This is a genomic window from Methylobacterium sp. CB376, from assembly GCF_029714205.1.
Classification (GTDB): domain Bacteria; phylum Pseudomonadota; class Alphaproteobacteria; order Rhizobiales; family Beijerinckiaceae; genus Methylobacterium.
Genome location: NZ_CP121648.1, coordinates 2,591,532 through 2,616,820 on the forward strand (window position 1 = coordinate 2,591,532; position 25,289 = coordinate 2,616,820).

Below are 25,289 nucleotides of genomic sequence, written 5' to 3' on the forward strand. Positions count from 1 at the left end.
ACTGACCGGTACGTCACACGCTAGCACGGATTCGGGGGCCGCGCCCACATGTCGAAGGCCATTGCCGCGGGGGGCGCTCCCCCGGTCTCGCGCCGGCCGTTCGGCCGGAACTACGCCTTCGTGGTGGTGGGCGTGATCTTCCTGTCCCTGCTCGCCGCGGCGGGCCTGCGGGCGGCGCCCGGCGTGCTGATCCTGCCGCTGGAGCAGGCTTTCGGCTGGAGCCGAGCCACGGTCTCGTTCTCGGTGGGCCTCGGCATCTTCCTGTACGGGCTGGTCGGGCCCTTCGCGGCGGCCCTGATGCAGAGCTTCGGCATCCGCCGCACGCTGCTGTGCGCGCTGGCGCTGATGGCGGGCTCGACGGCCCTGTCGGCGTTGATGACCGAGCCCTGGCACCTCGTCGCGACCTGGGGCGTGCTCTCGGGGCTCGGCAGCGGCTGCGTCGCCATCGTGCTCGGGGCGACCGTGGTCAACCGCTGGTTCGTCGTCCAGCGCGGCCTCGTCATGGGGCTGCTGACCGCGAGCACGGCGACCGGGACGCTCGTCTTCCTGCCCGGCCTGGCGGCGATCGCCGAGGCGGGCGGCTGGCGGCCGGTGGTGCTCACCGTCGCGGCCGCGGTGGCGGCGCTGATCCCGCTCGTGGCCTGGCTGCTGCCCGAGCGCCCGGCCGATATCGGGCTCCTGCCCTACGGGGCGCAGCCCGGGACGGTGGTGGAGCCGCCGCGGCGGGCGAACCCGTTCCGCGCCGCGATCGACGGCCTCGCCCGGGCCAGCCGCCAGTCGGATTTCTGGCTGCTGTTCGGCACCTTCTACATCTGCGGCCTCACCACGAACGGGCTCGTGGGCACGCACCTGATCTCGTTCTGCGCCGATATGGGCCTGCCGGAGGTCCGGGCGGCGGGGCTCCTCGCCATGATGGGCATCTTCGACATGGTCGGCACGACCGGCTCGGGCTGGCTCACCGACCGCTACGATCCGCGCAAGCTGCTCTTCGTCTATTACGGCGTCCGGGGCCTGTCGCTGATGGCGCTGCCCTTCACGGACTTCTCGTTCTACAGCCTGTCGCTCTTCGCGGTGTTCTACGGCCTGGACTGGATCGCGACGGTGCCGCCGACCGTGCGGCTGACGAACGAGGTGTTCGGCGAGCGCGACGCGCCGATCGTCTTCGGCTGGATCGCGGCGGGGCACCAGGCGGGCGCCGCCACGGCGGCCTTCGGGGCGGGGCTGTCGCGGGCCGTCGAGGGCCGCTACCTCGAGGCCTTTCTGGCGGCGGGCCTCACGGGCCTCGTCGCGGCGCTGATGTCCCTGATGATCGGCCGCGCCGCCAAGCGGACGCTCGCGGCGGCGTAGGGGATGCCGATCGGGGCGCGGGGCGAGGCGCGTCCGCGCCGCGGCTCCTGCCCGGAGCCGGGATCCGAGACTTTCCGCGCCCGACGTCGCGTGCCGTCAAGTGACCTCAAGACAAACGGATCGAGGCGCGGGACGGCCGCGCTGCGCCTGCTGCGGCGTCGCAGTGGGCCGGCCGGGCCGACGCGAAATCCGACGGATTTGCGTCCGCCATGCGGATGTCGGCTTCGCTCAGGCGCCGCGCGGGCTTGCGATCCGGGATCCCCTGCGATCAAGCGGATCCCGGATCACGCCGCCGCGAAGGCCTCGTCCGCTTCCGCGAAGGGGAGGTCGACCACCACCTCGCCGGCCTCGTTGGTGACGACGAGGCTGCCCTCGCGCAGGGTCTCGCGGTTGCGCAGGTCGCGCATCATCGCCGCGGCGACGGCGCGGGAGGCGTGCCAGGCCTGCTCGGCGTCGGGCAGGGGCTCACCGGCGAGGTCGGCCACCAGGGTCTCGCCGATCTGGGCATTGAAGTAGAAGCGCTGCATCGGTCTGTCTCCGGTCCGGGCACGGCCCCGGACGGCCGCTCGCGGCAGATCAAGACGCGTTCTCCCGTGAGGGGATCGAGAACGATCAAGCTCATCGGGTTCTCCGTATCAGATCCCCGTCGCCCGGAACGAATCACGACGGGGAGATGTGGCGGAGATATGGCAAATAACGAAAGATTAACGGTCGATCGACCGATCCTCGCCGGAAAAGCCCGGCGAGGCCGCGGCCGGCCGGCTCAGTAGGTCGCGAAGATCTCCGCCACGGCGCCGGGGTCGCGCGTCAGCGTGAGGGCCAGGGCAAGGAGGATGCGCGCCTTCTGGGGGGTGAGGTTGTCGGCGCTGAGGATGCCGCGCTCCCGCAGGCGGCTGGAGAGGGGCACGACGCCGCTGCCGGCGCGGGTCGATTGCACGACGAGCACGCCGGCCCTCGCCGCCGCCGCCAGGGCGTCCGCCTCGGCGGGAGGCGTCATGCCGGGGGCGAGGCCGGCCGAGACGAGGCCGCTCGCGCCCGCCGCCACGAAGGCCCGCACCGCCGTCCCGTCCGCGTCCGCGTAGGCGTAGGCGATGTCGACCCGGGGCAGGGCGGGGAGCGCGCGGATGTCGAATTGGGTGCCGGGGGCGTGCCGCCGCTCGGCGCGCCGGTAATAGGTCACGGAGGGGCCGTCGACCTGGCCGAGGATGCCGAAATCCGCCGTGCGGAAGGTCTGCAGGCGGGCGACCGAGGTCTTGGTCACCTCGCGGGCGGCCTGGATCTCGTCGTTGAGCACGACCAGCACGCCCCGTCCGCGGGATTGCGGGGACGCCGCGGTGCGGATCGCGTTCACGAGGTTGAGGGGCGCGTCGCTGGACAGGCCGCTGATCGGCCGCTGCGAGCCGACTACCACCACCGGCACGTCCACCGTCAGGGTCAGGGAGAGCGCGTAGGCGGTCTCCTCCAGCGTGGCGGTGCCGTGTCCGATGACGATGCCGGCGAGGTCCGGATGCGCGGCGACCTGATCCTCGCACAGGCGCACGAGGTCGCGCCACTCGGCGAAGCCGATGCCCGGGCTGGTCACGGCCCTGAACCGCACCGGGATCACCTCCGCGACGGCGCGGGCCTCCGGCACGGCGTCGAGGATCGCGTCGGCCTCGAGCCGCTGCTCGGTCGCGGTGTAGTCGAGGAGGTCGAGGCTGTCGCGCCCGACGGAGGAGAGCGTCCCGCCCGTCCCGATGAAGGCCACTTTCGGCCGCCGCGTCATGGTTCCGGCTCCCTGTTGTCCCGCGGGAAAGCAGAGGCGGGAAACCGGGCGCCGCGCAAGCGCCAAGATGGGGCGCGGGCGATGCGGGGCGCGAGAGCATCGTCCGACGAGGCGACCGCCGGCTCGTCGCGGCCGACGCGGCACGATCAAGGACCCGGAGCAGGCTCCCCGATCGCGGCGTAACCGGATCCTGCTCTAGTGAAGTTCGACGGCGGCCTGGATCACGTGGGCCGGCGGGAGCGTCGCGGGGTCCGGCAGCCCCGCCAGGTCCTGGCTCGGCGCGGGGGAGGGGCTCTGGACGTAGCAGCGCCGGATCGCGTGCCAGAACGCCGCGCGGGCCTCCGGGCCGAGATCCGAGAGGCGGAGGTTGAGCGCCTCCTCGCCGGCCCTGGCGCAGGCCTCGACGTCGTCGGGCGACAGGTGGGTGGTGGTCGGCATCCGCGTCTCGCTCCTCCGTGACCCCCGACAACGCGCGAGGGCCCGGAATGGTCCCGCTCGACGCGTCAGATCCAGCGCTTGCGGCGCTTGAAGCTCTTCAGGTTCTTGAAGGTCTTGCGCTGGTCACCGGCCCCGCCGAGGTAGAACTCCTTCACGTCCTCGTTGGCGCGCAGCTCCTCGACGGCGCCGTCGAGCACGACCTTGCCCTGCTCCATGATGTAGCCGCGGTCCGCGACGGCGAGCGCCGCGCGGGCGTTCTGCTCCACGAGCAGGATCGTGACGCCGAGGGCCCGGTTGATCTGCCGGATGATCGAGAAGACCTCCTTCACCAGGAGGGGCGACAGGCCCATCGAGGGCTCGTCCATCAGGATCAGGCGGGGCTTGGCCATGAGGGCGCGCCCGATCGCCAGCATCTGCTGCTCGCCGCCCGAGAGGTAGCCGGCCGCGCCGGTGCGCTCCTTCAGGCGGGGGAAGTAGGTCAGCACCCGCTCCAGGTCGTCCGCGATGCCCGACCGGTCGCGGCGCGAGAAGGCGCCGAGCCGCAGGTTCTCCAGCGGCGTCATGTCGGCGATGATCCGGCGGCCCTCCATCACCTGGAAGATGCCCCGGCGCACGATCAGGTCGGGCTCGATCCCGTCGATGCGCTCGCCCCCGAACAGGATCTCGCCGCGGGTGACCTCGCCGTTCTCGGAGCGCAGCAGCCCCGAGACGGCCTTGAGGGTGGTCGACTTGCCGGCGCCGTTCGCCCCGAGCAGCGCCGTGATCGAGCCCGCAGGCACGTCGAGGCTCAAGCCCCGCAGCACCAGGATGACGTCGTCGTAGACGACCTCGACGTTGCGCAGGGCGAGGAGCGGCGCGGAACCCGCCTCCGCGGCGGGGCGCTCCAGGGTCATGATCTCGGACATGGGGGCTCCGCGACGGTGGCAGGGGGCGGGATCCGGTCGATGCGGGGCCCCGGCGAGGGGGCCCCGCGCCTCACGCGGGACCGGACGGGGTCATCCGCTGTCCGGACGATCACGTCCGGACGGCGGATGACGAGCCCGCGCGGCGCGAGCCCGCGCGGCGTTTGAGCGAAGCCGAAATCCGCATTGCGAAGCAATCAATCGGATGTCGTATCACCAGCCGAACCAGTCCGGCTTGCGCGGCAGCTCCACCGTCTTGACCGGTTCGAGCTTCACGGTGCCGGCCTTCATCAGGTCGGCGATGGCGCCCTCGGTCGGGCCCGAGACCCTGGCGCGGTAGATCGACACCGTCATCATCCCGCGATGGTCGTTCTCGGACCAGGTCGAGGGAACGCAGACGCCCTCCATTCCGGCCGGCACCCAGTTCTTCTTCTGGTAGAAACCCTTGCGCACGTTGGGGCCGGCGATGCCGCCGTTGTCCTTGGCCCAGCCGATCGCCTCGACCATGTAGAGCGCCGCGCACACCCCCGAGAGGTAGTGGACCGGCCGGTAGACCGTGCCGTTCGGATCCGACTCCTTCGAGATCTCGGCGATCGTCTTCAGGCCCGGCGCGCTGCCGCCGGTCACCGCGGCGGTCCGCACCGGGAAGACCACGCCGTCGGCCGCCTCGCCCGCCGCCTTGGCGGCGTTCTCGTCCATGCCCCAGACGTTGCCCATGAACTGGATGTCGGCGCCCGCCGCCTTGCAGGACTTGAGCAGCGAGATGTTCGAGCCGCCGGTATTGCCCAGATAGGCGTAGTTCGCCCCGGCATTCTTGGCCGTCAGGCACTGGGCGGTGTAGTCGCCGGGCGCCAGCGCGAAGACGATGGCCGGCAGCACCTCGAAGCCGAGGTCCCGCGCCATCGCCTCGCCCGCCTCCTTGGGCGAGTTCGGGTAGGGGTGGTTGCCGCCCATGTGGACGTATTTCGGCTTGCCGGGCTTGCCCTTCGCCTTCCAGTCCTCGGCCGCCCAGAGCAGCATGGCCCGCAGCGCGTCCGAGTAGGTCGGCCCGTAGAAGAAGTTGTAGGGGGCGGCCTTGGCCTTGCCGCTGGCGCCGGTCGGGTCGCTCACCTGCGCGGCGTAGGAGCCCGAGATGTAGGGCACCTCGTCCTTGGCCACGAAGGCCGAGAGCGCCTCGGTGTCGGCGGTGCCCCAGCCCTGGATCGCCGCGACCTTGTCGCGCCCGCTCGTCCACTTCTTGTACTGCGCGACCGCGCGCGGCACCTGGTAGCCGTAATCGACCGACTCGACCGCGAGCTTCTGGCCGCCGACGCCGCCCTTGCGGTTGATCCAGGCGAGCGCGTCCGCGACGCCCTGGGCATAGGGCACGCCGACGTCGGAGGTGGCGCCGCTCTGGTCGGCGAGGTGACCGATCGGCACGTCGGCGGCGCGGGCCGGCAGCGCGAGGGCGAGGGCGAGCGCGGGGACGAGGGAGACGGGGCGAAGCATCCTTGGATTTCCTCCGGTCACGGTCTGCGGCCGTTCGGCCTGCCAAGCGGAATGGCGTGGCGTGGTTCTGCTTGGTTTCTTGTTGCCGCCTCATTCGCCGAACCGGTGACCCCTCCGGCGAACGATGCTCGGGTGTCTTGGCGTCAGTGCGAGAACGGGTAGAGCTTCCAGTAGGCCTTGATCTGGCGCCAGCGATGGGCGAGGCCGTCCGGCTCGAAGATCAGGAAGAGGACGATCACGAGGCCGATCGCCATCTCGCGCAGGAAGGAGAGGTTGTCCTTGAGCGCGAGCGCCCGGTCGACGGCCGAGCCCTTCACCGCGTCGGTGAGCCAGCCCATCGCCTCGGGCACCAGCACCATGAAGGCGGTGCCCATCAGCGTGCCCATGATCGAGCCGAGGCCGCCGATGATGATCATGCCGAGGAACTGGATCGAGAGCAGGATCCCGAAGCCCTCGACCGAGACGAACTGCAGGTAATGGGCGTAGAGCCCGCCGCCGACCCCGGCGAAGAAGGCCGAGAGGCCGAACGAGAGGGTGCGGTAGCGGGTGAGGTTGATCCCCATCATCTCGGCGGAGAGATAGTGGTCGCGCACCGCCACCAGCGCCCGGCCGTCGCGGCTGCGCATCAGGTTGGTGGCGAGCACGAAGGTCAGGACGAGGTAGGCGAGGACCACGTAGAAGTAGCGCTGGTCGGTGTCGAAGGCGAAGCCCAGGATCGAGAAGGCCTCGGCCGGCGTGCCCGCCACGCCCCCGGTGAACCAGTTCGCCCGGGCGAAGAAATCCTGCAGGATGTACTGCGCGGCGAGCGTCGCGATGGCGAGGTAGAGGCCCTTGAGCCGCGCCGCGGGCAGGCCGAAGACGAGGCCGACCGCCGTGGTGAGCACGCCCGCGAGCGGGATCGCGAAGAAGACCGGAACCGAGAAGGTGTTGGACAGCCAGGCTGACGCGAAGGCGCCGAAGCCGAAGAAGGCGGCGTGCCCGATCGAGATCTGGCCGGTGAAGCCGACCAGGATGTTGAGCCCGAGCGCCGCCACCGCGAAGTAGCCGATCTGGATGAGCAGGCTCAGCCAGTAGCGGTCGAGGACGAGGGGCGCGCAGGCCAGGAGCGCGATGCCCGCGAGGACCGCGTAGCGGCTGCCCGCGGTCGGAAAGATGGTGGTGTCGGCCGCGTAGCTGGCGCGGAAGTCGCCGGCCGGGATCAGGCTCTGGGTCGCCATCGTGTCCTCAGACGCGCTCGATGTCGCGGGTGCCGAACAGGCCGTAGGGTTTGATCATCAGGATCACCACCAGCACGTAGAAGGGCACGATCTCGTAGAGGTTGCCCCAGTGCAGGTACTGGCCGTCCACGTACTGGGCGAGGTTCTCCAGGAGCCCGATCACCAGGCCGCCGATGACGGCGCCGACGACGGAGTCGAGGCCGCCCAGGATCACCGCCGGGAAGACCTTGATGCCGTAGAGCGAGAGGGCCGAGGAGACGCCGTTGACGATGCCGACCACCACCCCGGCGACCGAGGACACCACCGCCGAGATCGCCCAGGCCATGGCGAAGACGTTGCGCACCGGGATGCCGAGGGACTGCGCCACCTGCTGGTCGAAGGCGGTGGCCCGCATGGCCAGCCCGTGCCGCGAGTAGCGGAAGAACCACGCGAAGGCGGCCATCATGGCGAGCGAGATGCCGAGACTCATCACGTAGGCGCTCTGGAACTCGAAGCCGAGCACCGAGACCTGCTGCGCGGAGAAGATCGGCGGGAAGGGCTGCGCGAACACCCCGAACAGCCACTTGCACAGGGCCTGGAAGAAGATCGAGAGCCCGATCGTGACCATGATGACCGAGATGATCGGCTCGCCGATCAGCGGGCGCAGCACCACGACTTGCAGGGCGATGCCGAAGACCAGCATGAACGCGAAGGTGACGAGCATCCCGACCCAGAAGGGCAGCTGGTAGGTGGTGAGGAGCCACCAGCAGATCCAGGCGCCGATGAGCAGGAACTCGCCCTGGGCGAAGTTCACGACCTGGCTCGCCTTGTAGATCAGGACGAAGCTCATGGCGACGACGCCGTAGAGCGCGCCCACGATGAGCCCGTTGAGGACGAGCTGGAGCAGGAGATGCGAAGTCATCGGCGCTACTCGGCGGCGGCGAGGATCGGGGCGGCCGGGCGCAGATCGATGACCGGCAGATTCGTGCGGATGCGCTGGGTCGAGCCGTCCTGGAAGCGGATCACCGTGTCGACCCGGTAGCTCGGCTGGCCCGCGTAGATCGCCGCGATGAGGTCGGCGTATTTCTCGTTGATCACGCCGCGGCGGACCTTGCGGGTGCGGGTGAGCTCGCCGTCGTCGGCGTCGAGTTCCTTGTAGAGGAGCACGACCTTGGCGATGCGCTGCGCCTCGGCGAGCGAGGCGTTGACGCGCTCGACCTCCGCGCGCAGGAGCGCGATGGTCTCGGGCTTGGCCGCAAGGTCGCTGTAGGTGGTGAAGGCGACGCGGTTCTTCTCCGCCCATTTCGCCACCACCGAGAAGCGGATGCAGATCAGAGCCGCGAGGTAGTCGCGCCCGGCCCCCAGGATCACCGCCTCGGCCACGTAGGGCGAGAACTTGAGCTTGTTCTCCAGGTATTGCGGCGAGAAGCGCTCGCCGCGGGCGTTGACCGCGAGGTCCTTGACCCGGTCGATGACGACGAGCTCGCCCTTGGCATCGAGGTAGCCGGCATCGCCGGTGTGCATCCAGCCGTCGACGACGTCGCCCGTGCCCTCCGGCATCTTGTAGTAGCCGAGGAACATGTTGGGGTGCTTGGCGTGGATCTCGCCGATGCCGTTGCGGTCGGGATCGACGATCCGCACCGTGATGCCGTCGTCGAAGGGCACGCCCACCGTGTCGAAGTCGACCGTGCCGCCCCGGTGGAGCGTGTAGGCGCCCATCGCCTCGGTCTGCCCGTAGAGCTGGCGCAGCGGCACGCCGAGGGCGCGGAAGAACCGGAACGTGTCGGGACCGAGCGCCGCCCCGCCCGTCGCCGCCGAGCGCAGGCGGGTGAAGCCGAGCCGGTCCCGCAGGGCCCGGAACAGGATCAGCTCGGCGAGCGGCGAGCGGGCGCCCGTGTCGAGGGCGGCGAGGCCCCGCTCCATCCCGCGGGCGAACAGCCACTGCTTGAGGGGCGAGGCGTCCATCATCCGGGCGCGCACATCCGCGGCGACCGCCTCCCAGACCCGGGGCGCGAAGAGCACGAAGGTCGGGGCGATCTCCCGGAAATCGTGCATCAGGGTGTCGGCTTCCTCGACGAAGTTCACCTTCATCCGCGACAGGAGGGCCTGACCGAGGGCGTAGACCTGCTCCATGATCCAGGGGAGCGGCAGCACCGAGACGTAATCGTCCTGCGGCCCCTTGGGATCCGCGGCGAGGTAGCTGGCGCAGTGGCGCAGCACCCGCCCGGCGCTCAGCATGGCGAGCTTCGGCCGCGCCGTGGTGCCCGAGGTGGTGCAGAGGATCGCCACCGTCTCGCCGTCCCCGGCCTCGACCAGCCTGTCGTAGAGGCCGGGCTCGGCCGCGTCGAGCGCGGCGCCGCGCCGGGCCAGCGCCTCGGCCGAGATCAGCCGGCGGTCGTCGTATTTGCGGATCCCGCGCGGGTCCGAGTAGACGATGTGGCGCAGGCTCGGGACGCGGTCGGCGAGGGCGAGGAGCTTGTCGACCTGCTCCTCGTCCTCGGCGAAGACCACCCGGGCCTCGCCATAGTCGAGGAGGTAGAGAACCTCGTCCTCCAGCGCGTCCCGGTAGAGGCCGAGCGAGAGGGCGCCGAGCGCGTGGGCGGCGATCTCGCCCGCCACCCAGTCGGGCCGGTTGTCGCCGATGAGGCCGATCACGTCGCCCTCGCCGATGCCGAGGTCGCGCAGCCCGAGGGCGAAGGCCCGCACCCGGTCCTGATACTGCGCCCAGGTGATCGGGCGCCACAGCCCGAGATCCTTCTCGCGCAGGGCCACGTCGTGCGGGTGCTCGCGCGCGTTGAGCCGCAGCAGCTTCGGGAAGGTGTCGGCCGCGGCCGCGCGGGCGGCGTAGTCGGTCGCGCGGGCGGCGGAGACGGCCGTGCGGGCGGCGGAGACGGCCGCCATCACGACACCGCCCGGATCGGCGCCGCCGGGGTCTCGGCCTCGTCCTCCTCGCCCAGATAGGCCCGGCGCACGTGGGGATCGGCCAGCACCGCCTCCGGGCGCCCGAGCGCGATCCGGCGCCCGAAATCGAGCACCATCACCCGGTGCGAGATGTCCATCACCACGCCCATGTCGTGCTCGATCATCACGACCGTCATCCCGAATTCCTCGTTCAGGTCGACGATGTAGCGGGCCATGTCCTCCTTCTCCTCGAGGTTCATGCCGGCCATCGGCTCGTCCAGGAGGATCAGCTTGGGTTCGAGCGCCATCGCGCGGGCGAGCTCGACCCGCTTGCGCAGCCCGTAGGACAGGGTGCCGGCCACCGCCTTGCGGTAGGGCTGCAGGTCGAGGAAGTCGATGATCTCCTCGACGCGCCGGCGATGCGCCAATTCCTCGCTCCGGACGCCCGGGATCCAGTAGAGCGCGCCGGTCAGGAAGTTGTTGCGCAAGAGGTGGTGGCGCCCGACCATGATGTTGTCGAGCACGCTCATGTGGTGGAAGAGGGCGAGGTTCTGGAAGGTGCGGCCGATGCCGAGCTTCGGCCGGGCGTTCGGGCTCGCCCGGGTGATGTCGTTGCCGCCGAACAGGACCTGCCCCTCGGTCGGCCGGTAGCGGCCCGAGATGCAGTTCAGCATCGACGTCTTGCCGGCGCCGTTCGGGCCGATGATCGAGAACAGCTCGCCGGGTTCGACCGTGAAGCCGACATCCGTCAGGGCCTTCACGCCGCCGAAACGCAGCGAGACCTGGCGAACCTCAAGGGCTCCCGCCACGCTCTTCCTCCCTCCGCTCCGGCGGCCGCCCTCATGGTCGGGGCGGCTCTGCCGTGCAGGTCCCCGCCCCGCGGGGCGGTGCCATGCAGCTGGGAAATACGTTCGACTGTTTTTTTCTGAGCGTCAAGTGATACAGTGGCGCGACGTTCGTCGAAGAGGGGCGGGGAAGCCCGCCCGCACCGGGGAGAGACCCGGCGCCTCGGCGGGCCGGTGGGACGGGGGTCGAAGCACACGATGGCGCGCATCGCCGGCTCGTCGGGGCCGAGGACCGAGGAGGCGATCCGCAGGGCGGGCCTCCAGCTCCTCTACACGCACGGCTACGCGGCCATGAGCCTGCGCCAGCTCGCGGGCGTGGTCGGCATCCAGCAGGGCTCGCTCTACAACTATTTCCGGAACAAGCAGGAATTCCTGTTCGACCTGATCCGCCGCCACATGCGCGACCTGCACGCGGCGCTCGACGCGGCGCTGCTGCCGGAGGGCAGCGCGGTGGCGCGGCTGACGCGCTTCGTCGAGTTCCACGTCGCCTACCACGTCGAGCGGCCGCAGGAGGTCTTCATCTGCTACTCCGAGCTGCGCAGCCTCGAGCCGGAGAACTACGCCGCGATCGTCGCGATGCGGCGCGACTACGAGGCCAAGCTGGTCGAGATCCTGGAATTCGGCCGGGAGACCGGCGAGTTCCGCTTCGCCGACACGAAGATGACCGCCTACGCGATCCTCGCCCTGCTGTCGGGCATCTGCACGTGGTTCCGGCCGGGCGGGCGCCTGAGCAAGGACGACGTGCGGGAGACCTTCCTCGGCATGGTCCTGTCGCTGGTGAGCGGGGCGGGGATGCGCGAGAGCTTCGCCGAGCCGCCCCGGCTCGCCGCGATCAGCCGGTCGGGCGCTCGTCGGCGATGACCTTGCCGTCGTTGGGCAGGCTGCCCGGCGGGACGAGATCGACGTCGCCGCGCAGCTTCGTCACCGCCCGCAGGGTCTCGGCCACCGCCTCGGCCAGGGCTCGGCCGGGCGCGGCGCACTCGGCCCGCAGGGTCATCGCGTCGGTCTCGTCGGCGCGGGCGACGACGAGGCGCAGGCGGCCGAGTTCCGGGTGGCGCCGGCCCAGCTCCGCCACCTGCTCTGGCCGCACGAACATGCCCTTCACCTTGGCGGCCTGATCGGCCCGGCCCATCCAGCCGCGGATCCGCGGCGCCGTGCGCCCGCAGGCGCTCGCGCCGCCGAGCGACGCGGTGAGGTCGCCGAGGGCGTAGCGGATCAGCGGCCGGTCGGGATCGAGCACCGTGACGACGATCTCGCCGACCTCCCCGTCCGGGACCGGGTCGCCCGTGCCGGGCCGGACGATCTCCAGGATCAGGTCCTCGTTGACCACGAGCCCGTCGCGGGCGCCGCTCTCGTAGGCGATGAAGCCGACATCGGCCGTCGCGTAGGCCTGGTAGGCGTCGATGCCGAAGCCGGCGACGATCTCCTGCAGGCTCTTGGGGAAGGCCGCGCCCGAGACGAGGGCGCGCCGCAGGCTCGCGACGTCGCGGCCGGCGCTCCGCCCGGCCTCGACCAGGATCCGCAGGAAGTCCGGCGTGCCGCAATAGCCGACCGGCCGGTAGGCCTCGATCAGGTCGAGCTGCTGCTCGGTCTGGCCGGGACCGGCCGGGATCACCGCGCAGCCGAGCGCCCGCGCCGCCGTGTCGAAGATGAAGCCGCCGGGCGTCAGGTGGTAGCCGAAGGTGTTGAGCACCACATCGCCGGGCCGGAACCCGGCCGCGAACAGGCAGCGCGCCCCGCCCCAGGGATCCTCGCCCGCGCGCTGCGGCTCGAAGATCGGGCCCGGCGAGGTGAAGAGCCGCGGGAAGCGCCCGGGCGCCGCCGGCACGAAGCCGCCGAACGGCGGGGCGCCGCGCTGCATCCCGGGCATCTCGCCCTTGCGCAGGACCGGCAGGCGGGCGAGGGCGGCGCGGTCGGTGACCGAATCCGGGTCGATCGCGCCGAGATGGGCCGCGTAGGCGGGGCTGTTCAGGGCCGCCGCCAGGGCGGTCGGCAGGCGGGCGAAGAGCGCGGCGTCGCGCGCCGCCGGGCTCTCGGTCTCGCGGGCGTCGTAGTGCTCGGACATGCGGTCCTCCCTGTCGGCCGGCCCGTCGCCGGTCCTTCGTCCGATGGGACGAGGCCGGGTGCCCGCTCAGGGCGCCCCCTCGCCGGTTTCACTCCGGTGACGCTCCAGCACCGCGTCCAGGAGAGCGGGCCGGCAGCGGAAGCTCGTCGCGCGCAGCTTTTGCAGCGCGAGCTCGAGGTCGACGAGCCCGCGGCGCGCCGCGAGATCGAGGAGGCCGAGCGTCCCGGTGACGGAGAGCCCGCTCGCCCGCGCCGCAGGCACGCCGGCGCGGTCATCCATCAGGAGCAGGTCGGCGCCCGTCGCGCAGGCGAGCAGAACGGCGGCGCGCTCGCCGATGTCGAGACGCGCGAGATGCGGGACGTCCTGCCCCGGACAGGTCTCCACCCTGAGCCAGGACGGCGGCTCCTGAATGCGGGTGCGTACCGCCGGTGGAGCGTCCGGGTGTCCCAGTTCGGCGGCAACCTCCTCCGGAACGACGATCACCCGGAACAGCGCCGGAAGGATGTCGATCTCTCGAATCAGGATGAGATAGTTGAGCGGCCCGGTATCGGCGACGACGCGCAAATCTCACAAGCCGAGCTTGGCGAGGTCCGACCGATCGCGATCGAGATCGGCGAGACCGAGTTCCGTGAAGATCCCACGAGCCTTGAGGAAGCCATCCAGGGCCGCCCGAGTGCCGAAGCCGAGCAGCCGACGCAATTCCGGCTCGGTCACCCGGCCCGATCGGTACTCCTCGACGGCGAAGGCCTCGAGCGCTCGCCGGGACAGATCCTCTCCGTTCGAGGCGAGACGCTTCGCCAGATCGTCCGGGATGGGGACGGTTACGTTCACGGCGCGCATTCGTTCATGGCGGAGACGGGGAAGACCTTCGCACAGGTCGCCGGTCACGGAAAGCCGCCGTGGCGCGCCAGCAGCCGCTCCGCCCGCCGCAGGTGCGGCCGGTCGAGCATCTGGCCCTCGATCCCGACCACGCCGGTCCCGGGCGCCTGCGCGAAGGCCGCGACCACCGCACGGGCCCGCGCGATCGCCTCCGGGCTCGGCGTGAAGGCGGCGTTGATCACCGGCACCTGGGCCGGGTGGATCGCCATCTTGCCGACGAACCCGTCCCGGCGCGCCTCGGCGCATTCCCGCGCGAGGCCGTCGAGGTCGCGGAAGGCGGCGTTGATCGTGTCGATCGCGTCGACCTCCGCGGCGGCGGCGGCGAGCAGCGCGAGGTGGCGGGCGAGCCGGAACGGGCCGCTCCAGCCGGTCTCGTCGCGGTTCGTCTCGGCGCCGAGATCGGCGGAGAGGTCCTCCGCCCCCCAGGTCACCCCGACGAGGCGCGGACTCGACCCCGCGAGGCTGCCGAGCGCGAAGACCGCCCGGGCGGTCTCGGTGGCGATCGGCAGGATGCGGGTGGCGCCGTCGGGCAGGCCCGCCCGCGCCTCGTGGACGGCGAGCCGCGCCCCGAGCGCCGCCACGTCCGGCCCGCCCGCCGCCTTCGGCAGCACGATCCCGTCCGGCCCCGCCGGCATCACCGCCGCGAGGTCGTCTTCGGTGAGACCGGTGTCGAGGGCGTTGACCCGCACGTAGAGGCGCGGGCCTCCCCGCCCGCGCGCCCGGGCGAGGAAGCCCGCGGTCGCCGCCCGGGCCGCCGGCTTGGCGTCGAGGGCGACCGAATCCTCCAGGTCGAGGATCAGCGCGTCGGCCCCGGATTCCAGGCCCTTGTCGAGCTTGCGGGGCGAATCCCCCGGCACGAACAGGAGCGAGCGCATCAGGCGGTCTCCGCCTCCGAAGCCGCCGGGCGGCGGCGCATGAAGGCCTGGCGGCGGCACTCGGCCACCAGGGTTCCGTCCTGCTTGTAGGCCCGGTGGACGAACTCGACGAGGCCGGCATCGGGCCGCGAGCGGGATTCGCGCTTGCCCGCCACCTCGGTCTCGACCCGGATCGTGTCGCCCTCGAAGAGCGGGGCGGGGAAGCGCACGTCGGTCATGCCGAGATTGCCGATCGTGGTGCCGAGCGTGGTGTCGTTGACCGAGATCCCGATCATCAGCCCGAGGGTGAAGAGCGAGTTCATCAGCGGGCGGCCCCACTCGGTCTCGGTGGCGCAGAAATGCGCGTCGATGTGGAGCGGCTGCGGGTTCAGGGTCATGGTGGAGAACAGCATGTTGTCCATCTGCGTCACCGTGCGGGTGAGGCGATGGTGCAGCACCCGGCCGACCTCGAAATCCTCGAAGTAGAGGCCGCCGCGCGGATGGGTCGAGACGGGAAGGGGCGGCGTCATGCGGGTTCCTCCGGGCCGGCGGCATTCGTCTCCCCGTCGGCGTCCGGGCGGATGCCGATGAGGCGCGCGCCCTCGGCGACCTGGGCGCCGGCCTGCGCCGTCACCTCGGTCACCTCGCCGTCGGACGGGGCGGTGAGGGCGTGCTCCATCTTCATCGCCTCGACGATGGCGAGGCGCTGGCCGCGGGTGACCCGGTCGCCGGGGGCGACGAAGAGCGCGACGAGGCGGCCGTGCATCGGCGCCTTCACGCTGCCGCCCTCGCCGATATGGTCGAGATCGACGTCGAACGGGTCGGGCGGGGCGAGCGCCACCTGCCGCCCGCCCGCCACCACGAGCACGCCGCGCTCGCCCGGGACGACGTGCGCCCGGTCCTGCGCCCGCGCCTCGCCGCCCACCTCGATGGTCAGCGCGCCGCCGCCCTCCGGCCAGGCCAGCACGACCTCGTGCGCCTCGCCCTCGACCAGGATCGGGAAGGCCTGGCGCCGGCCGGCGCCGAGCTGGAATCCGTCCGCGAGGTCCCAGGGGGAGGGCGGGGAAGCGGGCGCGATCCGCTCGCGCGCGAGGAGGGCGGCGACGCCCTGCCGGATCGCCCCGGGATCGATCCCGGCGCCGCGCCCGGTCAGCGCGTCGAGGTGGCGGTCGATGAAGCCCGTGTCGAAGCGCCCGGCCCGGAAATCCGGGGCGAGGGCGAGCGCCCTCAGGAAGGCGACGTTGGTCTTCGGGCCGGCCACCAGGGTGCGGTCGAGGGCCGCGGCCAGCCGGTCGAGCGCCTCGCCGCGGGTCGCCCCGTGGGCGATCACCTTGGCGATCATCGGATCGTAGAAGGGCGAGACGGTGTCGCCCTCGCGCACGCCGGCATCGACGCGCAGGCCCTCGCCGGAGGGCAGGGCGAGGGCGCGCAGCCGCCCGGTCGAGGGCAGGAAGCCTCCGGCCGGATCCTCCGCGTAGAGCCGCGCCTCGACCGCGTGGCCGTCGATGGCGAGGTCGTCCTGGCCGAGCGGCAGGGGCTCGCCCGCCGCGACGCGGAACTGCCACTCCACCAGGTCGAGCCCGGTGATCGCCTCCGTCACCGGATGCTCGACCTGCAGCCTCGTGTTCATCTCCATGAACCAGAACCCGTCCGGCCGCAGTCCCTCGCGCCCGTCGGCGATGAACTCGACGGTGCCGGCGCCGACATAGCCGACCGCGCGGGCCGCCTCGACCGCCGCCCGCCCCATCGCGGCGCGCATCTCGGGCGGCATGCCGGGGGCGGGGGCCTCCTCGATCACCTTCTGGTGGCGGCGCTGGAGCGAGCAGTCGCGCTCGAACAGGTGCAGGGCGTTGCCGTGGGCGTCGCAGAAGACCTGGATCTCCACGTGGCGCGGGCTCAGCACGTATTTCTCGACGAGCACGCGCGGGTCGCCGAAGGCGCCGAGCGCCTCGCGCTGCGCCCCTTCGAGGGCGGCCGAAAACGCCTCCGGGGCCTCGACCCGGCGCATGCCCTTGCCGCCGCCGCCCGCCACCGCCTTGATCAGCACCGGATAGCCGATCGCGGCGGCCTGCGCGGCGAGGAAGTCGGGCTCCTGGCGCGGGCCGTGATAGCCGGGCACCACCGGCACCCCGGCCCTGGCCACCAGCGCCTTGGCGGCGTCCTTGAGGCCCATGGCCCGGATCGCCGCGGCCGGCGGGCCGACGAAGACGATTCCCGCCTGCGCGCAGGCCTCGGCGAAATCCGGCCGCTCGGAGAGGAACCCGTAGCCCGGATGGATGCAATCCGCCCCCGCCCGCCGCGCCGCGTCGAGGAGGCGGTCGATCCGGAGATAGGATTCCGCGGCCGGCGCCGGGCCGATCGGATGGGCCTCGTCCGCGAGGGCGACGTGCTGGGCGGCGCGGTCGGCCTCCGAGTAGACCGCGACGGTGCGCAGGCCGAGGCGCCGCGCGGTGCGGATGATCCGGCAGGCGATCTCGCCCCGGTTGGCGATCAGGACGGAGCGGAGCCCTGTCATGCGGGCCTCCTCCGGGGCCGTCCCGCCGCCCGGGCGAGCGCGCGGCGCCCTCCTCCCGGCTGGGAGTGGGAGAGGGGAGACGGGCTCCCGCGGCCGGTCCTTCGACCCATAGGCATCGCCTCACCTGTTCGACGCGGACGCGTCGCCCTCACATCCGGAACAGCCCGAACCGCGTCTCCTCGACCGGCGCGTTGAGGCAGGCCGAGAGCGCGAGGCCCAGCACCCGCCGGGTCTCCTCCGGCAGGATGATCCCGTCGTCCCAGAGCCGCGCGGTCGCGTAGTAGGGCGAGCCCTCCGCCTCGAACTGCGCGCGGATCGGGGCCTTGAAGCCCTCCTCCTCCTCGCCGCTCCAGGCGCCGCCCGCCGCCTCGATGTTGTCGCGGCGCACCGTGGCGAGCACGCTGGCGGCCTGCTCGGCGCCCATCACCGAGATGCGCGAATTCGGCCACGCGAACAGGAAGCGCGGGCCGTAGGCGCGCCCGCACATGCCGTAATTGCCCGCCCCGTAGGAGCCGCCGACCAGCACGGTGAGCTTGGGCACCGCCGCCGTCGCCACCGCGGTGACGAGCTTGGCGCCGTTCTTGGCGATGCCGCCCGCCTCGACCTCGCGCCCGACCATGAACCCGGAGATGTTCTGCAGGAACAGCAGCGGCACCCGGCGCTGGCAGCACAGCTCGATGAAGTGGGCGCCCTTGAGCGCGCTCTCCGAGAACAGGATGCCGTTATTGGCCAGGATCCCGACCGGCATGCCCCAGATCCGGGCGAAGCCCGTCACCAGCGTGGTGGCGTAGAGCCGCTTGAACTCGTCGAAGTCCGAGCCGTCGACGAGGCGGGCGATCAGCTCGCGCGCGTCGTACTGCTTGCGCAGGTCGACCGGCACGACCGCGTCGAGATCGTCCGCCGGATGCAGCGGCTCCCGGGGCTCCGCGATGTCGAGCCCGGGCCGCTTGACGCTGTTCAGCGTGCCGACGATCCGGCGCAGGATCGCGAGCGCGTGCGCGTCGTCGGTGGCGTAGTGGTCGGCGACGCCCGACAGCCGGGCATGCACCTCCGCCCCGCCGAGATCCTCCGCCGAGACCACCTCGCCGGTCGCGGCCCGCACCAGCGGCGGGCCGCCCAGGAAGATCGTGCCCTGCCGGCGCACGATCACGCTCTCGTCGGACATCGCCGGCACGTAGGCCCCGCCCGCCGTGCAGGAGCCCATCACGCAGGCGATCTGCGGGATGCCCGCCGCCGACATCTGCGACTGGTTGTAGAAGATCCGGCCGAAATGCTCGCGGTCAGGGAAGACCTCGGTCTGCTGGGGCAGGTTGGCGCCGCCGGAATCGACGAGGTAGAGGCAGGGCAGGCGGTTCTGCGCCGCGATCTCCTGCGCCCGCAGGTGCTTCTTCACGGTGACGGGGAAGTAGGTGCCGCCCTTGATGGTCGCGTCGTTGCAGACGATCATCACCTCGCGGCCGGCCACCCGGCCGATGCCGGCGATCACGCCCGCGGCGTGGATCGCGTCGTCGTAGAGGCCGAAGGCGGCGAGCTGGCCGATCTCCAGGAAGGGCGAGCCCGGATCGAGGAGCCGCAGCACCCGGTCGCGGGGCAGGAGCTTGCCGCGGGCGAGGTGGCGCTCGCGGGCCCGGGGCGGGCCCCCCGCCGCGGCCTCGGCGCGGCGCGCCTTCAGGGTGGCGCGCAGCTCGGCCCAGGCCTCGCGGTTGCGGGCGGCCTCCGGGGAGGCGAGGTCGGCGCGGGGGGCGAGGGCCGGCATGGCGTCAGGCCGTCTTCGTGAAGAGCTCGCGGCCGATCAGCATGCGGCGGATCTCGCTCGTGCCCGCGCCGATCTCGTAGAGCTTGGCGTCGCGCAGGAGCCGCCCGGTCGGGTAATCGTTGATGTAGCCGTTGCCGCCGAGAAGCTGGATCGCGTCGAGGGCGCATTGCGTCGCCCGCTCGGCCGCGTAGAGGATCGCGCCGGCCGCGTCCTCCCGGGTGGTCTCGCCGCGGTCGCAGGCCTTGGCCACCGCGTAGACGTAGGCCTTGGCGGCATTCGTCGACACGTACATGTCGGCGAGCTTGCCCTGGACGAGCTGGAACTCGCCGATCGGCTGGCCGAACTGCTTGCGCTCGTGCACATAGGGCAGGGCGACGTCCAGGCAGGCCTGCATGATGCCGAGCGGCCCCGCCGCCAGCACGGCGCGCTCGTAGTCGAGGCCCGACATCAGCACGTTGACCCCGCGCCCGACCTCGCCGAGGACGTTCTCCTCGGGCACCTCGCACTCCTCGAAGACGAGTTCGCAGGTGTCCGAGCCGCGCATGCCGAGCTTGTCGAGCTTCTGGGCGGTGGTGAAGCCCTTCATGCCCTTCTCAACCAGGAAGGCGGTGATGCCGCGCGGCCCGGCCTGCGGGTCGGTCTTGGCGTAGACCACCAGCGTCTCGGCCACCGGGCCGTTGGTGATCCACATCTTGGAGCCGGTGAGGACGTAGCGGTCGCCGCGCTTCTCGGCCCGGGTGCGCATCGAGACCACGTCCGAGCCGGAACCCGGCTCCGACATGGCGAGCGCCCCGACATGCTCGCCCGAGATCAGCGTGGGCAGGTACTTGCGCTTCTGCGCCGCCGAGCCGTTGCGCCGGATCTGGTTGACGCAGAGGTTCGAGTGCGCGCCGTAGGACAGGCCGACCGAGGCGGAGGCGCGCGACACCTCCTCCATGGCCACGCAATGCTCCAGGTAGCCGAGGCCGAGGCCGCCATACTCCTCCTCGACCGTGATCCCGTGCAGGCCGAGCGCGCCCATCTCGGGCCAGAGGTCGCGCGGGAAGGTGTTGGTGCGGTCGATCTCCTCGGCGCGCGGCGCGATCCTGTCCTGCGCGAAGGCGCGCACGCTGTCCCGGATCGCGTCGGCCGTCTCGCCCAGGGCGAAATTGAACTCGCGCGCGGCGTTCGGGATCATGGGCGTCCTCCGATCGTTTCGGCTATCTATACGAACGATCGTTTTTAAAGCAAGGTGGTTTCGCGGCAGCGGCGCGGGAGTCGCCGCGCCGGACCCGGAGGGACTCATGACCCAGCCGCCGCAGCCGAGCTACGTCCACGGCGCCAGCGACGTCCCGCTCCTCGGCCTCACCATCGGCGAGGCGCTGCGGGAGGCGGCCGCGCGCTGGCCGGATCGCGCGGCCCTGATCGCCCCGGCCGCCGGCCTGCGCTGGAGCTGGGCCGAGCTGAACGCGCGGGCCGAGGCTTTCGCGGCCGGGCTGCTCGCCCTCGGGCTGGAGCGCGGCGACCGCATCGGGATCTGGTCGCTCAACAACGCCGAATGGGCGCTGACCCAGTTCGCGGCCGCCAAGGCGGGGCTGATCCTGGTCACCGTCAACCCGGCCTACCGGCTGGCGGAGCTCGAATTCGCGCTGAACAAGGTCGGCTGCAAGGCGCTCGTCACCGCGCGCGCCTTCAAGACCAGCGACTATCTCGGCATGCTGACGACGCTCGCGCCCGAATTGCGCGAGGCGGAGCCGGGCAGGTTGCGGGCGGCGCGCCTGCCGCAATTGCGCGTGGTGATCGAGATCGGCGGCAACTCCCTGCCCGGAACGCTGGCCTTCGAGGCGGTGGCCGAGCGGGCCGGCGCGGCGGAGCGGGCGCGCGTCGCGGCGAACCGGGCGGCGCTGCAATTCGACGACCCGGTCAACATCCAGTTCACCAGCGGCACCACCGGCAGCCCCAAGGGGGTGACGCTGAGCCACCACAACATCCTCAACAACGGCTCCTTCGTCGGGCGGGCGATGCGGCTCGGGCCGGAGGACCGGATCTGCATCCCGGTGCCGCTCTACCATTGCTTCGGCATGGTGATGGGCAACCTCGCCGCGGTCACCTCGGGGGCCGCCATGGTCTATCCGGGGGAGGGGTTCGACCCGCTCGCGACCCTGCGCGCCGTGGAGGCCGAGCGCTGCACCGCCCTCTACGGGGTGCCGACGATGTTCCTGGCCCAGCTCGACCATCTGGAATTCGCGCGCTTCGACCTGTCGAGCCTGCGCACCGGCATCATGGCGGGCTCGCCCTGCCCGATCGCCGTGATGCAGCGCGCCGTCGACCGGATGCATCTGCGGGAGCTCACGATCTGCTACGGCATGACCGAGACCAGCCCGGTGAGCTTCCAGAGCGCGGTCGACGACCCGCTGGAGCGCCGGGTCTCGACGGTGGGCCGCATCCACCCGCACACGGAGGTGAAGATCGTCGATGCCGAGGGCCGGATCGTGCCCCGCGGCACGCCGGGCGAACTCTGCACCCGCGGCTACAGCGTGATGCGGGGCTACTGGGACGACCCCGAGAAGACCGCCGAGGTGCGCGACGCCGCCGGCTGGATGCACACGGGCGATCTCGCGACCCTCGATGACCAGGGCTTCTGCAACATCGTCGGCCGCATCAAGGACCTCGTGATCCGCGGCGGCGAGAACGTCTACCCGCGCGAGGTGGAGGAATTCCTCTACCGCCACCCGGCGATCCAGGAAGTCCAGGTCTTCGGCGTGCCGGATCCCCGCTACGGGGAAGAGCTCTGCGCCTGGGTGAAGCTGCGGCCCGGCGCGACGCTGACCGCCGAGGAGCTGCGCGCCCATTGCGGGGGCCAGATCGCCCACCAGAAGATCCCGCGCTACGTGGAGTTCGTGGACGCGTTCCCGATGACCGTGACCGGCAAGATGCAGAAATACCTGATGCGCGAGGCGATGATCGAGCGGCTCGGGCTCGCGGTGGAGCGGACGGCGTAGGCAGGGTCGAGGCGCGACGCGAGATTCCGGGCGAAATCTCGCATCCGTCCGAAGCCTTCGCGGCCTTCGGAGGCTGGACGGGACTGGTTCGTTCGCAGCGTACGGGGCGTGCGATGCGGCCGTCCGGCGATCCACGCCCGTGCGGTTTCATGATCGATGCGCCAAGGCGGCGCCAAGTCATACGAAATCCGACGGATTGCTTCGCAATGCGGATTTCGGCTTCGCTCACGCGCCGCGCGGGCTTGTCGGACGCTTTCCGGAAGCGATCTTCCGGAAAGCGTCCGATCCGGGATCCGGTTGGATCAACCGGATCCCGGATCATACCAGCGGTCATGTCTCCTGAGCGCTGGTTCCGTTCTCGGATCGTCGCCAAGCCGTCTCGTCAAGCCGTCTCGCCAAGCCGTCTCGCCAAGCCTTTGGCCTGGTGCCGACCATCCGAGATGGTCGACGACCCGATGCGCGAGCATCCTGGGCGGCCGGCAACAGACGGGCGCGCCGGGACTCGACCGCGCGTCGACGTCTCATGCGAAGACGCCGCCCGGCGCCCCACCCCGACGGGAGGATGCCCGCGGGTGCCGGGAACCCGCTTGCCTTCTCATAAGCCGCCACTTATACGTTGCCCATGACCGACGCAGATCTCTTCCGTCTGCTCGCCGACCCGACGCGTCGGGCCCTGTTCGAGCGGCTCTCGGCCGCCGAGATGACGGTGTCCGACCTGAAGGCCGGGTTCACCATTTCCCAGCCCGCCATCTCGCAGCACCTCGCGGCGCTCAAGGGCGCCGGCCTCGTGCGCGAGCGGCGGGAGGGACGCTTCTCCTACTACCGGGCCGATCCGGCGGCCCTGACGCCGCTGGTGGAGTGGATCGACCGCTACCGCGCGTTCTGGCCCGAGCGCCTGGAGCGGCTCAAGGACGTCATCGCGAGGATGGATTGATGGATGCCACTCCCGACGAGGCCGCGCCGCAGGTGGTCGCGTCCTGCGACATCGCGGCGGCGCCGGCCCTGGTCTGGCGCGCGCTCACCGTGCCGGAGATCGTGGCCGAGTGGCTGGGGCCGGTTTCGCCGGCCGCTGGCGACGCGCTGCGGCTCGACCTGCCGGCCGCCGAGGGCGGCCCGGTCGCCTGCGAGATGCTGGAGGCGGTGCCGCACGAGCGGCTCTCCTACCGCTGGCGCGACGCCTTCGGCGACTCGGTCGTGACCTTCGATCTCACGCCCGGGCCGGATGGCGGGACGCATCTGCGCGTCGTGCACCGGCCCGTCGCCGCCCGCCGGGCCGCCCCCGCCCGCCCGCTCGCCCTGATGCGGCCGGCGGCCCGCCCGCGGGCCCGGACGGCGCCGCGGCTCCTCCGCCGCGCCGCCTGAAGCGGGCTCGCCGCGATCGGTTCGGACGCCGTCCCGGCAACCTGATCGCGCGGCGATCGGCCGAAGACCGATCAATCTTCCCCACATTGCCCGCCCGGCTCGCTCGCCGGCGCCGTCGCGCCGGACCGACGCGTCGCGCCTTCCTGCCGGAGAGAGACGTGCCAGACCTTGTCACCCGCTACGCCAGCCTCGTGCCGATGGTTGTCGAGCAATCGAGCCGCGGCGAACGTGCCTTCGACATCTACTCGCGGCTGCTGCGCGAGCGCATCGTCTTCTTCACCGGCGCGGTCGACGATCAGACGGCATCGCTGACGGTGGCGCAGCTGCTGTTCCTGGAGGCCGAGAATCCCAAGAAGGAGATTTCCCTCTACATCAATTCGCCGGGCGGCGTGGTCACGTCGGGCTTGGCGATCTACGACACGATGCAGTTCATCCGTTGCCCCGTCTCGACGCTCTGCGTCGGGCAAGCGGCCTCGATGGGCTCCCTGCTGCTCGCCGCCGGGGCTCCCGGCCAGCGCTTCGCCACGGCGAATGCCCGCATCATGGTCCATCAGCCGATCGGCGGGTTCCAGGGCCAGGCGACGGACATCATGATCCATGCCCGCGAGACCGAGGCCATCAAGCGGCGCATGACCGAGATCTACGCGCGGCACACGGGCCAGGATTACGCCACGGTGGAGCGGGCGCTGGAGCGCGACACCTTCCTCGACCCGGAGGCGGCCCGCGCCTTCGGGCTGATCGACGGCGTGCTCACGGGGCGCCCCGAGATCGCCGCGGATCCGTCCGGGAGGTGACGTCGGCGGCGCGGCGCCGCGCGCCGGCCGCCCCGCTCACACCAGCCCCGGATCGAGCCGCCGCGGCGCGGCGAGCCAGGCCGGCACCGGCAAGCCGCGCTCGGTCAGGAAGGCCGGGTTGAACAGCTTCGAGGCGTAGCGGGTGCCGGAATCGCACAGGATCGTCACGATCGTGTGGCCGGGGCCGAGGTCCCGCGCCAGCCGGATCGCCCCCGCCACGTTGATCCCCGACGAGCCGCCCAGGCACAGACCCTCCTCGGCCAGGAGGCCGAACACGATCGGCAGCGCCTCCGCGTCCGGGATCTCGTAGGCGACGTCCGGCACGAAGCCCTGGAGGTTGCCGGTGACGCGGCCCTGGCCGATGCCCTCGGTGATCGAGGTGCCCTCGGCCTTGAGGGTCCCGGTCGCGTAGTGGCGGTAGAGCGCCGAGCCCTGCGGGTCGGCGAGTCCGATCCGCACGGCGGGGTTGCGGGCGCGCAGCGCCTCGGCGGTGCCCGCCAGCGTGCCGCCGGTGCCCGCCGCGCAGATGAAGCCGTCGACCCGCCCGTCCGTCGCCTCCCAGATCTCCGGGCCGGTCATCGCCGCGTGGGCGGCGCGGTTGGCCGTGTTGTCGAACTGGTCGGCGAAGAAGGCCCCCGCCGGCTCGGTGGCGCTCAGGCGCGCGGCGAGGCGGCCGGCCACTTTCACGTAGTTGTTCGGGTTGGCGAAGGGCACCGCCGGCACCTCCACCAGCGTCGCGCCCGCGAGCCGCAGCGCGTCCTTCTTCTCGATCGATTGCGTCTCCGGGATCACGATCACGGTGCGGTAGCCGCGGGCATTGCCCACCATGGCGAGCCCGATGCCGGTATTGCCCGCCGTGCCCTCGACGATCGTCCCCCCCGGCCGGATCAGGCCGGCGCGCTCGGCCGCCTCCACCATGAACAGGGCCGCCCGGTCCTTCACCGACTGGCCGGGATTCATGAACTCGGCCTTGCCCAGGATCGTGCAGCCGGTCTCCGCCGAGGCGCGGCGCAGGTGGATCAGCGGCGTGGCGCCGATGGCGGCCAGGACGTCGGGTTTGGGCGGCATGGCGGGTCTCGCGGCGGGCTCGCGGGCAGGGACGGTTCCGTCTGATGCCGGCAATCGCGCCGGGCGGCAAGGCGCCGGCCGCACCGCGTCTTCCCGCGGGACGCCGGCGCGATGCGCATTGACCCCCGTACCA

At 71.8% G+C, this 25,289-nt stretch carries 24 protein-coding genes; 6 read left to right on the top strand and 18 right to left on the bottom strand.

Annotation, left to right across the window (positions count from 1 at the left end; genetic code table 11):
* Positions 1 to 48 precede the first annotated feature (48 nt).
* Positions 49 to 1,347, top strand: coding sequence for an MFS transporter (locus QA634_RS11655; protein WP_012332169.1), 1,299 nt, complete (start codon positions 49 to 51; stop codon positions 1,345 to 1,347).
* 284 nt (positions 1,348 to 1,631) lie between these two features.
* Here QA634_RS11655 and QA634_RS11660 read toward each other — a convergent pair whose 3' ends face one another.
* The 9 genes from QA634_RS11660 to QA634_RS11700 all read right to left on the bottom strand — a co-directional run bounded on the left by QA634_RS11660 (position 1,632) and on the right by QA634_RS11700 (position 10,846).
* A complete protein-coding gene (locus QA634_RS11660) occupies positions 1,632 to 1,874 on the bottom strand; it encodes a DUF6894 family protein (protein ID WP_012332170.1) in 243 nt (80 codons plus the stop codon).
* Between the two features lie 236 nt (positions 1,875 to 2,110).
* A complete protein-coding gene (locus QA634_RS11665) occupies positions 2,111 to 3,112 on the bottom strand; it encodes an asparaginase (RefSeq protein WP_012332171.1) in 1,002 nt (333 codons plus the stop codon).
* Between the two features lie 195 nt (positions 3,113 to 3,307).
* Complete coding sequence (locus tag QA634_RS11670; RefSeq protein ID WP_012332172.1) at positions 3,308 to 3,550, bottom strand: hypothetical protein; 243 nt, start codon at positions 3,548 to 3,550, stop codon at positions 3,308 to 3,310.
* Between the two features lie 65 nt (positions 3,551 to 3,615).
* The gene (locus QA634_RS11675) at positions 3,616 to 4,455 is read right to left on the bottom strand and encodes an ABC transporter ATP-binding protein (RefSeq protein WP_012332173.1); all 840 of its coding nucleotides are present in this window, start codon (positions 4,453 to 4,455) and stop codon (positions 3,616 to 3,618) included.
* 210 nt (positions 4,456 to 4,665) lie between these two features.
* A complete protein-coding gene (locus tag QA634_RS11680; protein WP_012332174.1) occupies positions 4,666 to 5,940 on the bottom strand; it encodes an ABC transporter substrate-binding protein in 1,275 nt (424 codons plus the stop codon).
* A gap of 143 nt (positions 5,941 to 6,083) precedes the next feature.
* Positions 6,084 to 7,157 (bottom strand): branched-chain amino acid ABC transporter permease, encoded by a 1,074-nt coding sequence (locus QA634_RS11685; RefSeq protein ID WP_012332175.1) that lies wholly within the window; start codon positions 7,155 to 7,157, stop codon positions 6,084 to 6,086.
* Positions 7,158 to 7,164: 7 nt separating this feature from the next.
* A complete protein-coding gene (locus tag QA634_RS11690; RefSeq protein WP_012332176.1) occupies positions 7,165 to 8,058 on the bottom strand; it encodes a branched-chain amino acid ABC transporter permease in 894 nt (297 codons plus the stop codon).
* A 5-nt stretch (positions 8,059 to 8,063) separates the two neighbouring features.
* On the bottom strand, positions 8,064 to 10,037 hold the full coding sequence (locus QA634_RS11695; protein WP_012332177.1) for a long-chain fatty acid--CoA ligase: 1,974 nt from the start codon (positions 10,035 to 10,037) through the stop codon (positions 8,064 to 8,066).
* A complete protein-coding gene (locus QA634_RS11700; protein ID WP_012332178.1) occupies positions 10,037 to 10,846 on the bottom strand; it encodes an ABC transporter ATP-binding protein in 810 nt (269 codons plus the stop codon). The genes QA634_RS11695 and QA634_RS11700 overlap by 1 nt, the downstream gene beginning before the upstream one ends.
* A gap of 234 nt (positions 10,847 to 11,080) precedes the next feature.
* Between QA634_RS11700 and QA634_RS11705 the strand changes: the two genes are divergently transcribed.
* Positions 11,081 to 11,743 carry a TetR/AcrR family transcriptional regulator gene (locus QA634_RS11705; RefSeq protein ID WP_012332179.1) on the top strand — a complete coding sequence of 221 codons (663 nt, stop codon included), beginning with the start codon at positions 11,081 to 11,083 and terminating at the stop codon, positions 11,741 to 11,743.
* On the opposite strand, the gene QA634_RS11710 is transcribed toward QA634_RS11705, so the two are convergent.
* The 8 genes from QA634_RS11710 to QA634_RS11745 form a co-directional block, all read right to left on the bottom strand.
* Positions 11,715 to 12,947 (bottom strand): phenylacetate--CoA ligase family protein, encoded by a 1,233-nt coding sequence (locus QA634_RS11710; RefSeq protein ID WP_012332180.1) that lies wholly within the window; start codon positions 12,945 to 12,947, stop codon positions 11,715 to 11,717. The genes QA634_RS11705 and QA634_RS11710 overlap by 29 nt on opposite strands.
* A gap of 66 nt (positions 12,948 to 13,013) precedes the next feature.
* Positions 13,014 to 13,511, bottom strand: coding sequence for a DUF3368 domain-containing protein (locus QA634_RS11715; RefSeq protein ID WP_012332181.1), 498 nt, complete (start codon positions 13,509 to 13,511; stop codon positions 13,014 to 13,016).
* Positions 13,512 to 13,514: 3 nt separating this feature from the next.
* Positions 13,515 to 13,835, bottom strand: a complete 321-nt coding sequence (locus tag QA634_RS11720; RefSeq protein WP_265576588.1) for a UPF0175 family protein — start codon at positions 13,833 to 13,835, stop codon at positions 13,515 to 13,517.
* Positions 13,832 to 14,701 (bottom strand): HpcH/HpaI aldolase/citrate lyase family protein, encoded by an 870-nt coding sequence (locus QA634_RS11725; RefSeq protein WP_012332183.1) that lies wholly within the window; start codon positions 14,699 to 14,701, stop codon positions 13,832 to 13,834. The genes QA634_RS11720 and QA634_RS11725 overlap by 4 nt, the downstream gene beginning before the upstream one ends.
* Positions 14,701 to 15,210, bottom strand: a complete 510-nt coding sequence (locus tag QA634_RS11730) for a MaoC family dehydratase (protein ID WP_012332184.1) — start codon at positions 15,208 to 15,210, stop codon at positions 14,701 to 14,703. Before QA634_RS11730 ends, QA634_RS11725 begins: the two co-directional genes overlap by 1 nt.
* Positions 15,207 to 17,195, bottom strand: coding sequence for an acetyl-CoA carboxylase biotin carboxylase subunit (locus QA634_RS11735; RefSeq protein ID WP_012332185.1), 1,989 nt, complete (start codon positions 17,193 to 17,195; stop codon positions 15,207 to 15,209). The genes QA634_RS11730 and QA634_RS11735 overlap by 4 nt, the downstream gene beginning before the upstream one ends.
* A 148-nt stretch (positions 17,196 to 17,343) precedes the next feature.
* Positions 17,344 to 18,951, bottom strand: coding sequence for a carboxyl transferase domain-containing protein (locus QA634_RS11740; RefSeq protein WP_012332186.1), 1,608 nt, complete (start codon positions 18,949 to 18,951; stop codon positions 17,344 to 17,346).
* Between the two features lie 4 nt (positions 18,952 to 18,955).
* Positions 18,956 to 20,128, bottom strand: a complete 1,173-nt coding sequence (locus tag QA634_RS11745; protein ID WP_012332187.1) for an isovaleryl-CoA dehydrogenase — start codon at positions 20,126 to 20,128, stop codon at positions 18,956 to 18,958.
* 106 nt (positions 20,129 to 20,234) lie between these two features.
* Between QA634_RS11745 and QA634_RS11750 the strand changes: the two genes are divergently transcribed.
* The 4 genes from QA634_RS11750 to QA634_RS11765 all read left to right on the top strand — a co-directional run bounded on the left by QA634_RS11750 (position 20,235) and on the right by QA634_RS11765 (position 24,088).
* The gene (locus tag QA634_RS11750; RefSeq protein WP_012332188.1) at positions 20,235 to 21,932 is read left to right on the top strand and encodes an AMP-binding protein; all 1,698 of its coding nucleotides are present in this window, start codon (positions 20,235 to 20,237) and stop codon (positions 21,930 to 21,932) included.
* Positions 21,933 to 22,554: 622 nt separating this feature from the next.
* On the top strand, positions 22,555 to 22,866 hold the full coding sequence (locus QA634_RS11755) for an ArsR/SmtB family transcription factor (protein WP_012332189.1): 312 nt from the start codon (positions 22,555 to 22,557) through the stop codon (positions 22,864 to 22,866).
* Entirely contained in the window at positions 22,866 to 23,294 is a 429-nt protein-coding gene (locus tag QA634_RS11760; protein ID WP_012332190.1) for an SRPBCC family protein, read from the top strand. The genes QA634_RS11755 and QA634_RS11760 overlap by 1 nt, the downstream gene beginning before the upstream one ends.
* Before the next feature lie 158 nt (positions 23,295 to 23,452).
* Complete coding sequence (locus tag QA634_RS11765; protein ID WP_012332191.1) at positions 23,453 to 24,088, top strand: ATP-dependent Clp protease proteolytic subunit; 636 nt, start codon at positions 23,453 to 23,455, stop codon at positions 24,086 to 24,088.
* A 36-nt stretch (positions 24,089 to 24,124) separates the two neighbouring features.
* Here the strand turns inward: QA634_RS11765 and QA634_RS11770 are convergent, their stop codons facing one another.
* A complete protein-coding gene (locus QA634_RS11770) occupies positions 24,125 to 25,156 on the bottom strand; it encodes a cysteine synthase A (RefSeq protein ID WP_012332192.1) in 1,032 nt (343 codons plus the stop codon).
* Positions 25,157 to 25,289: the final 133 nt, after the last annotated feature.

What these genes read in the sequence shown, in the direction of transcription:
- QA634_RS11655 (WP_012332169.1), top strand. Translation starts at nt 49, where the DNA reads ATGTCGAAGGCCATTGCCGCGGGGGGCGCTCCCCCGGTCTCGCGCCGG.
- QA634_RS11660 (WP_012332170.1), bottom strand. Translation starts at nt 1,874, where the DNA reads ATGCAGCGCTTCTACTTCAATGCCCAGATCGGCGAGACCCTGGTGGCC.
- QA634_RS11665 (WP_012332171.1), bottom strand. Translation starts at nt 3,112, where the DNA reads ATGACGCGGCGGCCGAAAGTGGCCTTCATCGGGACGGGCGGGACGCTC.
- QA634_RS11670 (WP_012332172.1), bottom strand. Translation starts at nt 3,550, where the DNA reads ATGCCGACCACCACCCACCTGTCGCCCGACGACGTCGAGGCCTGCGCC.
- QA634_RS11675 (WP_012332173.1), bottom strand. Translation starts at nt 4,455, where the DNA reads ATGTCCGAGATCATGACCCTGGAGCGCCCCGCCGCGGAGGCGGGTTCC.
- QA634_RS11680 (WP_012332174.1), bottom strand. Translation starts at nt 5,940, where the DNA reads ATGCTTCGCCCCGTCTCCCTCGTCCCCGCGCTCGCCCTCGCCCTCGCG.
- QA634_RS11685 (WP_012332175.1), bottom strand. Translation starts at nt 7,157, where the DNA reads ATGGCGACCCAGAGCCTGATCCCGGCCGGCGACTTCCGCGCCAGCTAC.
- QA634_RS11690 (WP_012332176.1), bottom strand. Translation starts at nt 8,058, where the DNA reads ATGACTTCGCATCTCCTGCTCCAGCTCGTCCTCAACGGGCTCATCGTG.
- QA634_RS11695 (WP_012332177.1), bottom strand. Translation starts at nt 10,037, where the DNA reads ATGGCGGCCGTCTCCGCCGCCCGCACGGCCGTCTCCGCCGCCCGCGCG.
- QA634_RS11705 (WP_012332179.1), top strand. Translation starts at nt 11,081, where the DNA reads ATGGCGCGCATCGCCGGCTCGTCGGGGCCGAGGACCGAGGAGGCGATC.
- QA634_RS11710 (WP_012332180.1), bottom strand. Translation starts at nt 12,947, where the DNA reads ATGTCCGAGCACTACGACGCCCGCGAGACCGAGAGCCCGGCGGCGCGC.
- QA634_RS11725 (WP_012332183.1), bottom strand. Translation starts at nt 14,701, where the DNA reads ATGCGCTCGCTCCTGTTCGTGCCGGGGGATTCGCCCCGCAAGCTCGAC.
- QA634_RS11730 (WP_012332184.1), bottom strand. Translation starts at nt 15,210, where the DNA reads ATGACGCCGCCCCTTCCCGTCTCGACCCATCCGCGCGGCGGCCTCTAC.
- QA634_RS11735 (WP_012332185.1), bottom strand. Translation starts at nt 17,195, where the DNA reads ATGACAGGGCTCCGCTCCGTCCTGATCGCCAACCGGGGCGAGATCGCC.
- QA634_RS11740 (WP_012332186.1), bottom strand. Translation starts at nt 18,951, where the DNA reads ATGCCGGCCCTCGCCCCCCGCGCCGACCTCGCCTCCCCGGAGGCCGCC.
- QA634_RS11745 (WP_012332187.1), bottom strand. Translation starts at nt 20,128, where the DNA reads ATGATCCCGAACGCCGCGCGCGAGTTCAATTTCGCCCTGGGCGAGACG.
- QA634_RS11750 (WP_012332188.1), top strand. Translation starts at nt 20,235, where the DNA reads ATGACCCAGCCGCCGCAGCCGAGCTACGTCCACGGCGCCAGCGACGTC.
- QA634_RS11755 (WP_012332189.1), top strand. Translation starts at nt 22,555, where the DNA reads ATGACCGACGCAGATCTCTTCCGTCTGCTCGCCGACCCGACGCGTCGG.
- QA634_RS11760 (WP_012332190.1), top strand. Translation starts at nt 22,866, where the DNA reads ATGGATGCCACTCCCGACGAGGCCGCGCCGCAGGTGGTCGCGTCCTGC.
- QA634_RS11770 (WP_012332192.1), bottom strand. Translation starts at nt 25,156, where the DNA reads ATGCCGCCCAAACCCGACGTCCTGGCCGCCATCGGCGCCACGCCGCTG.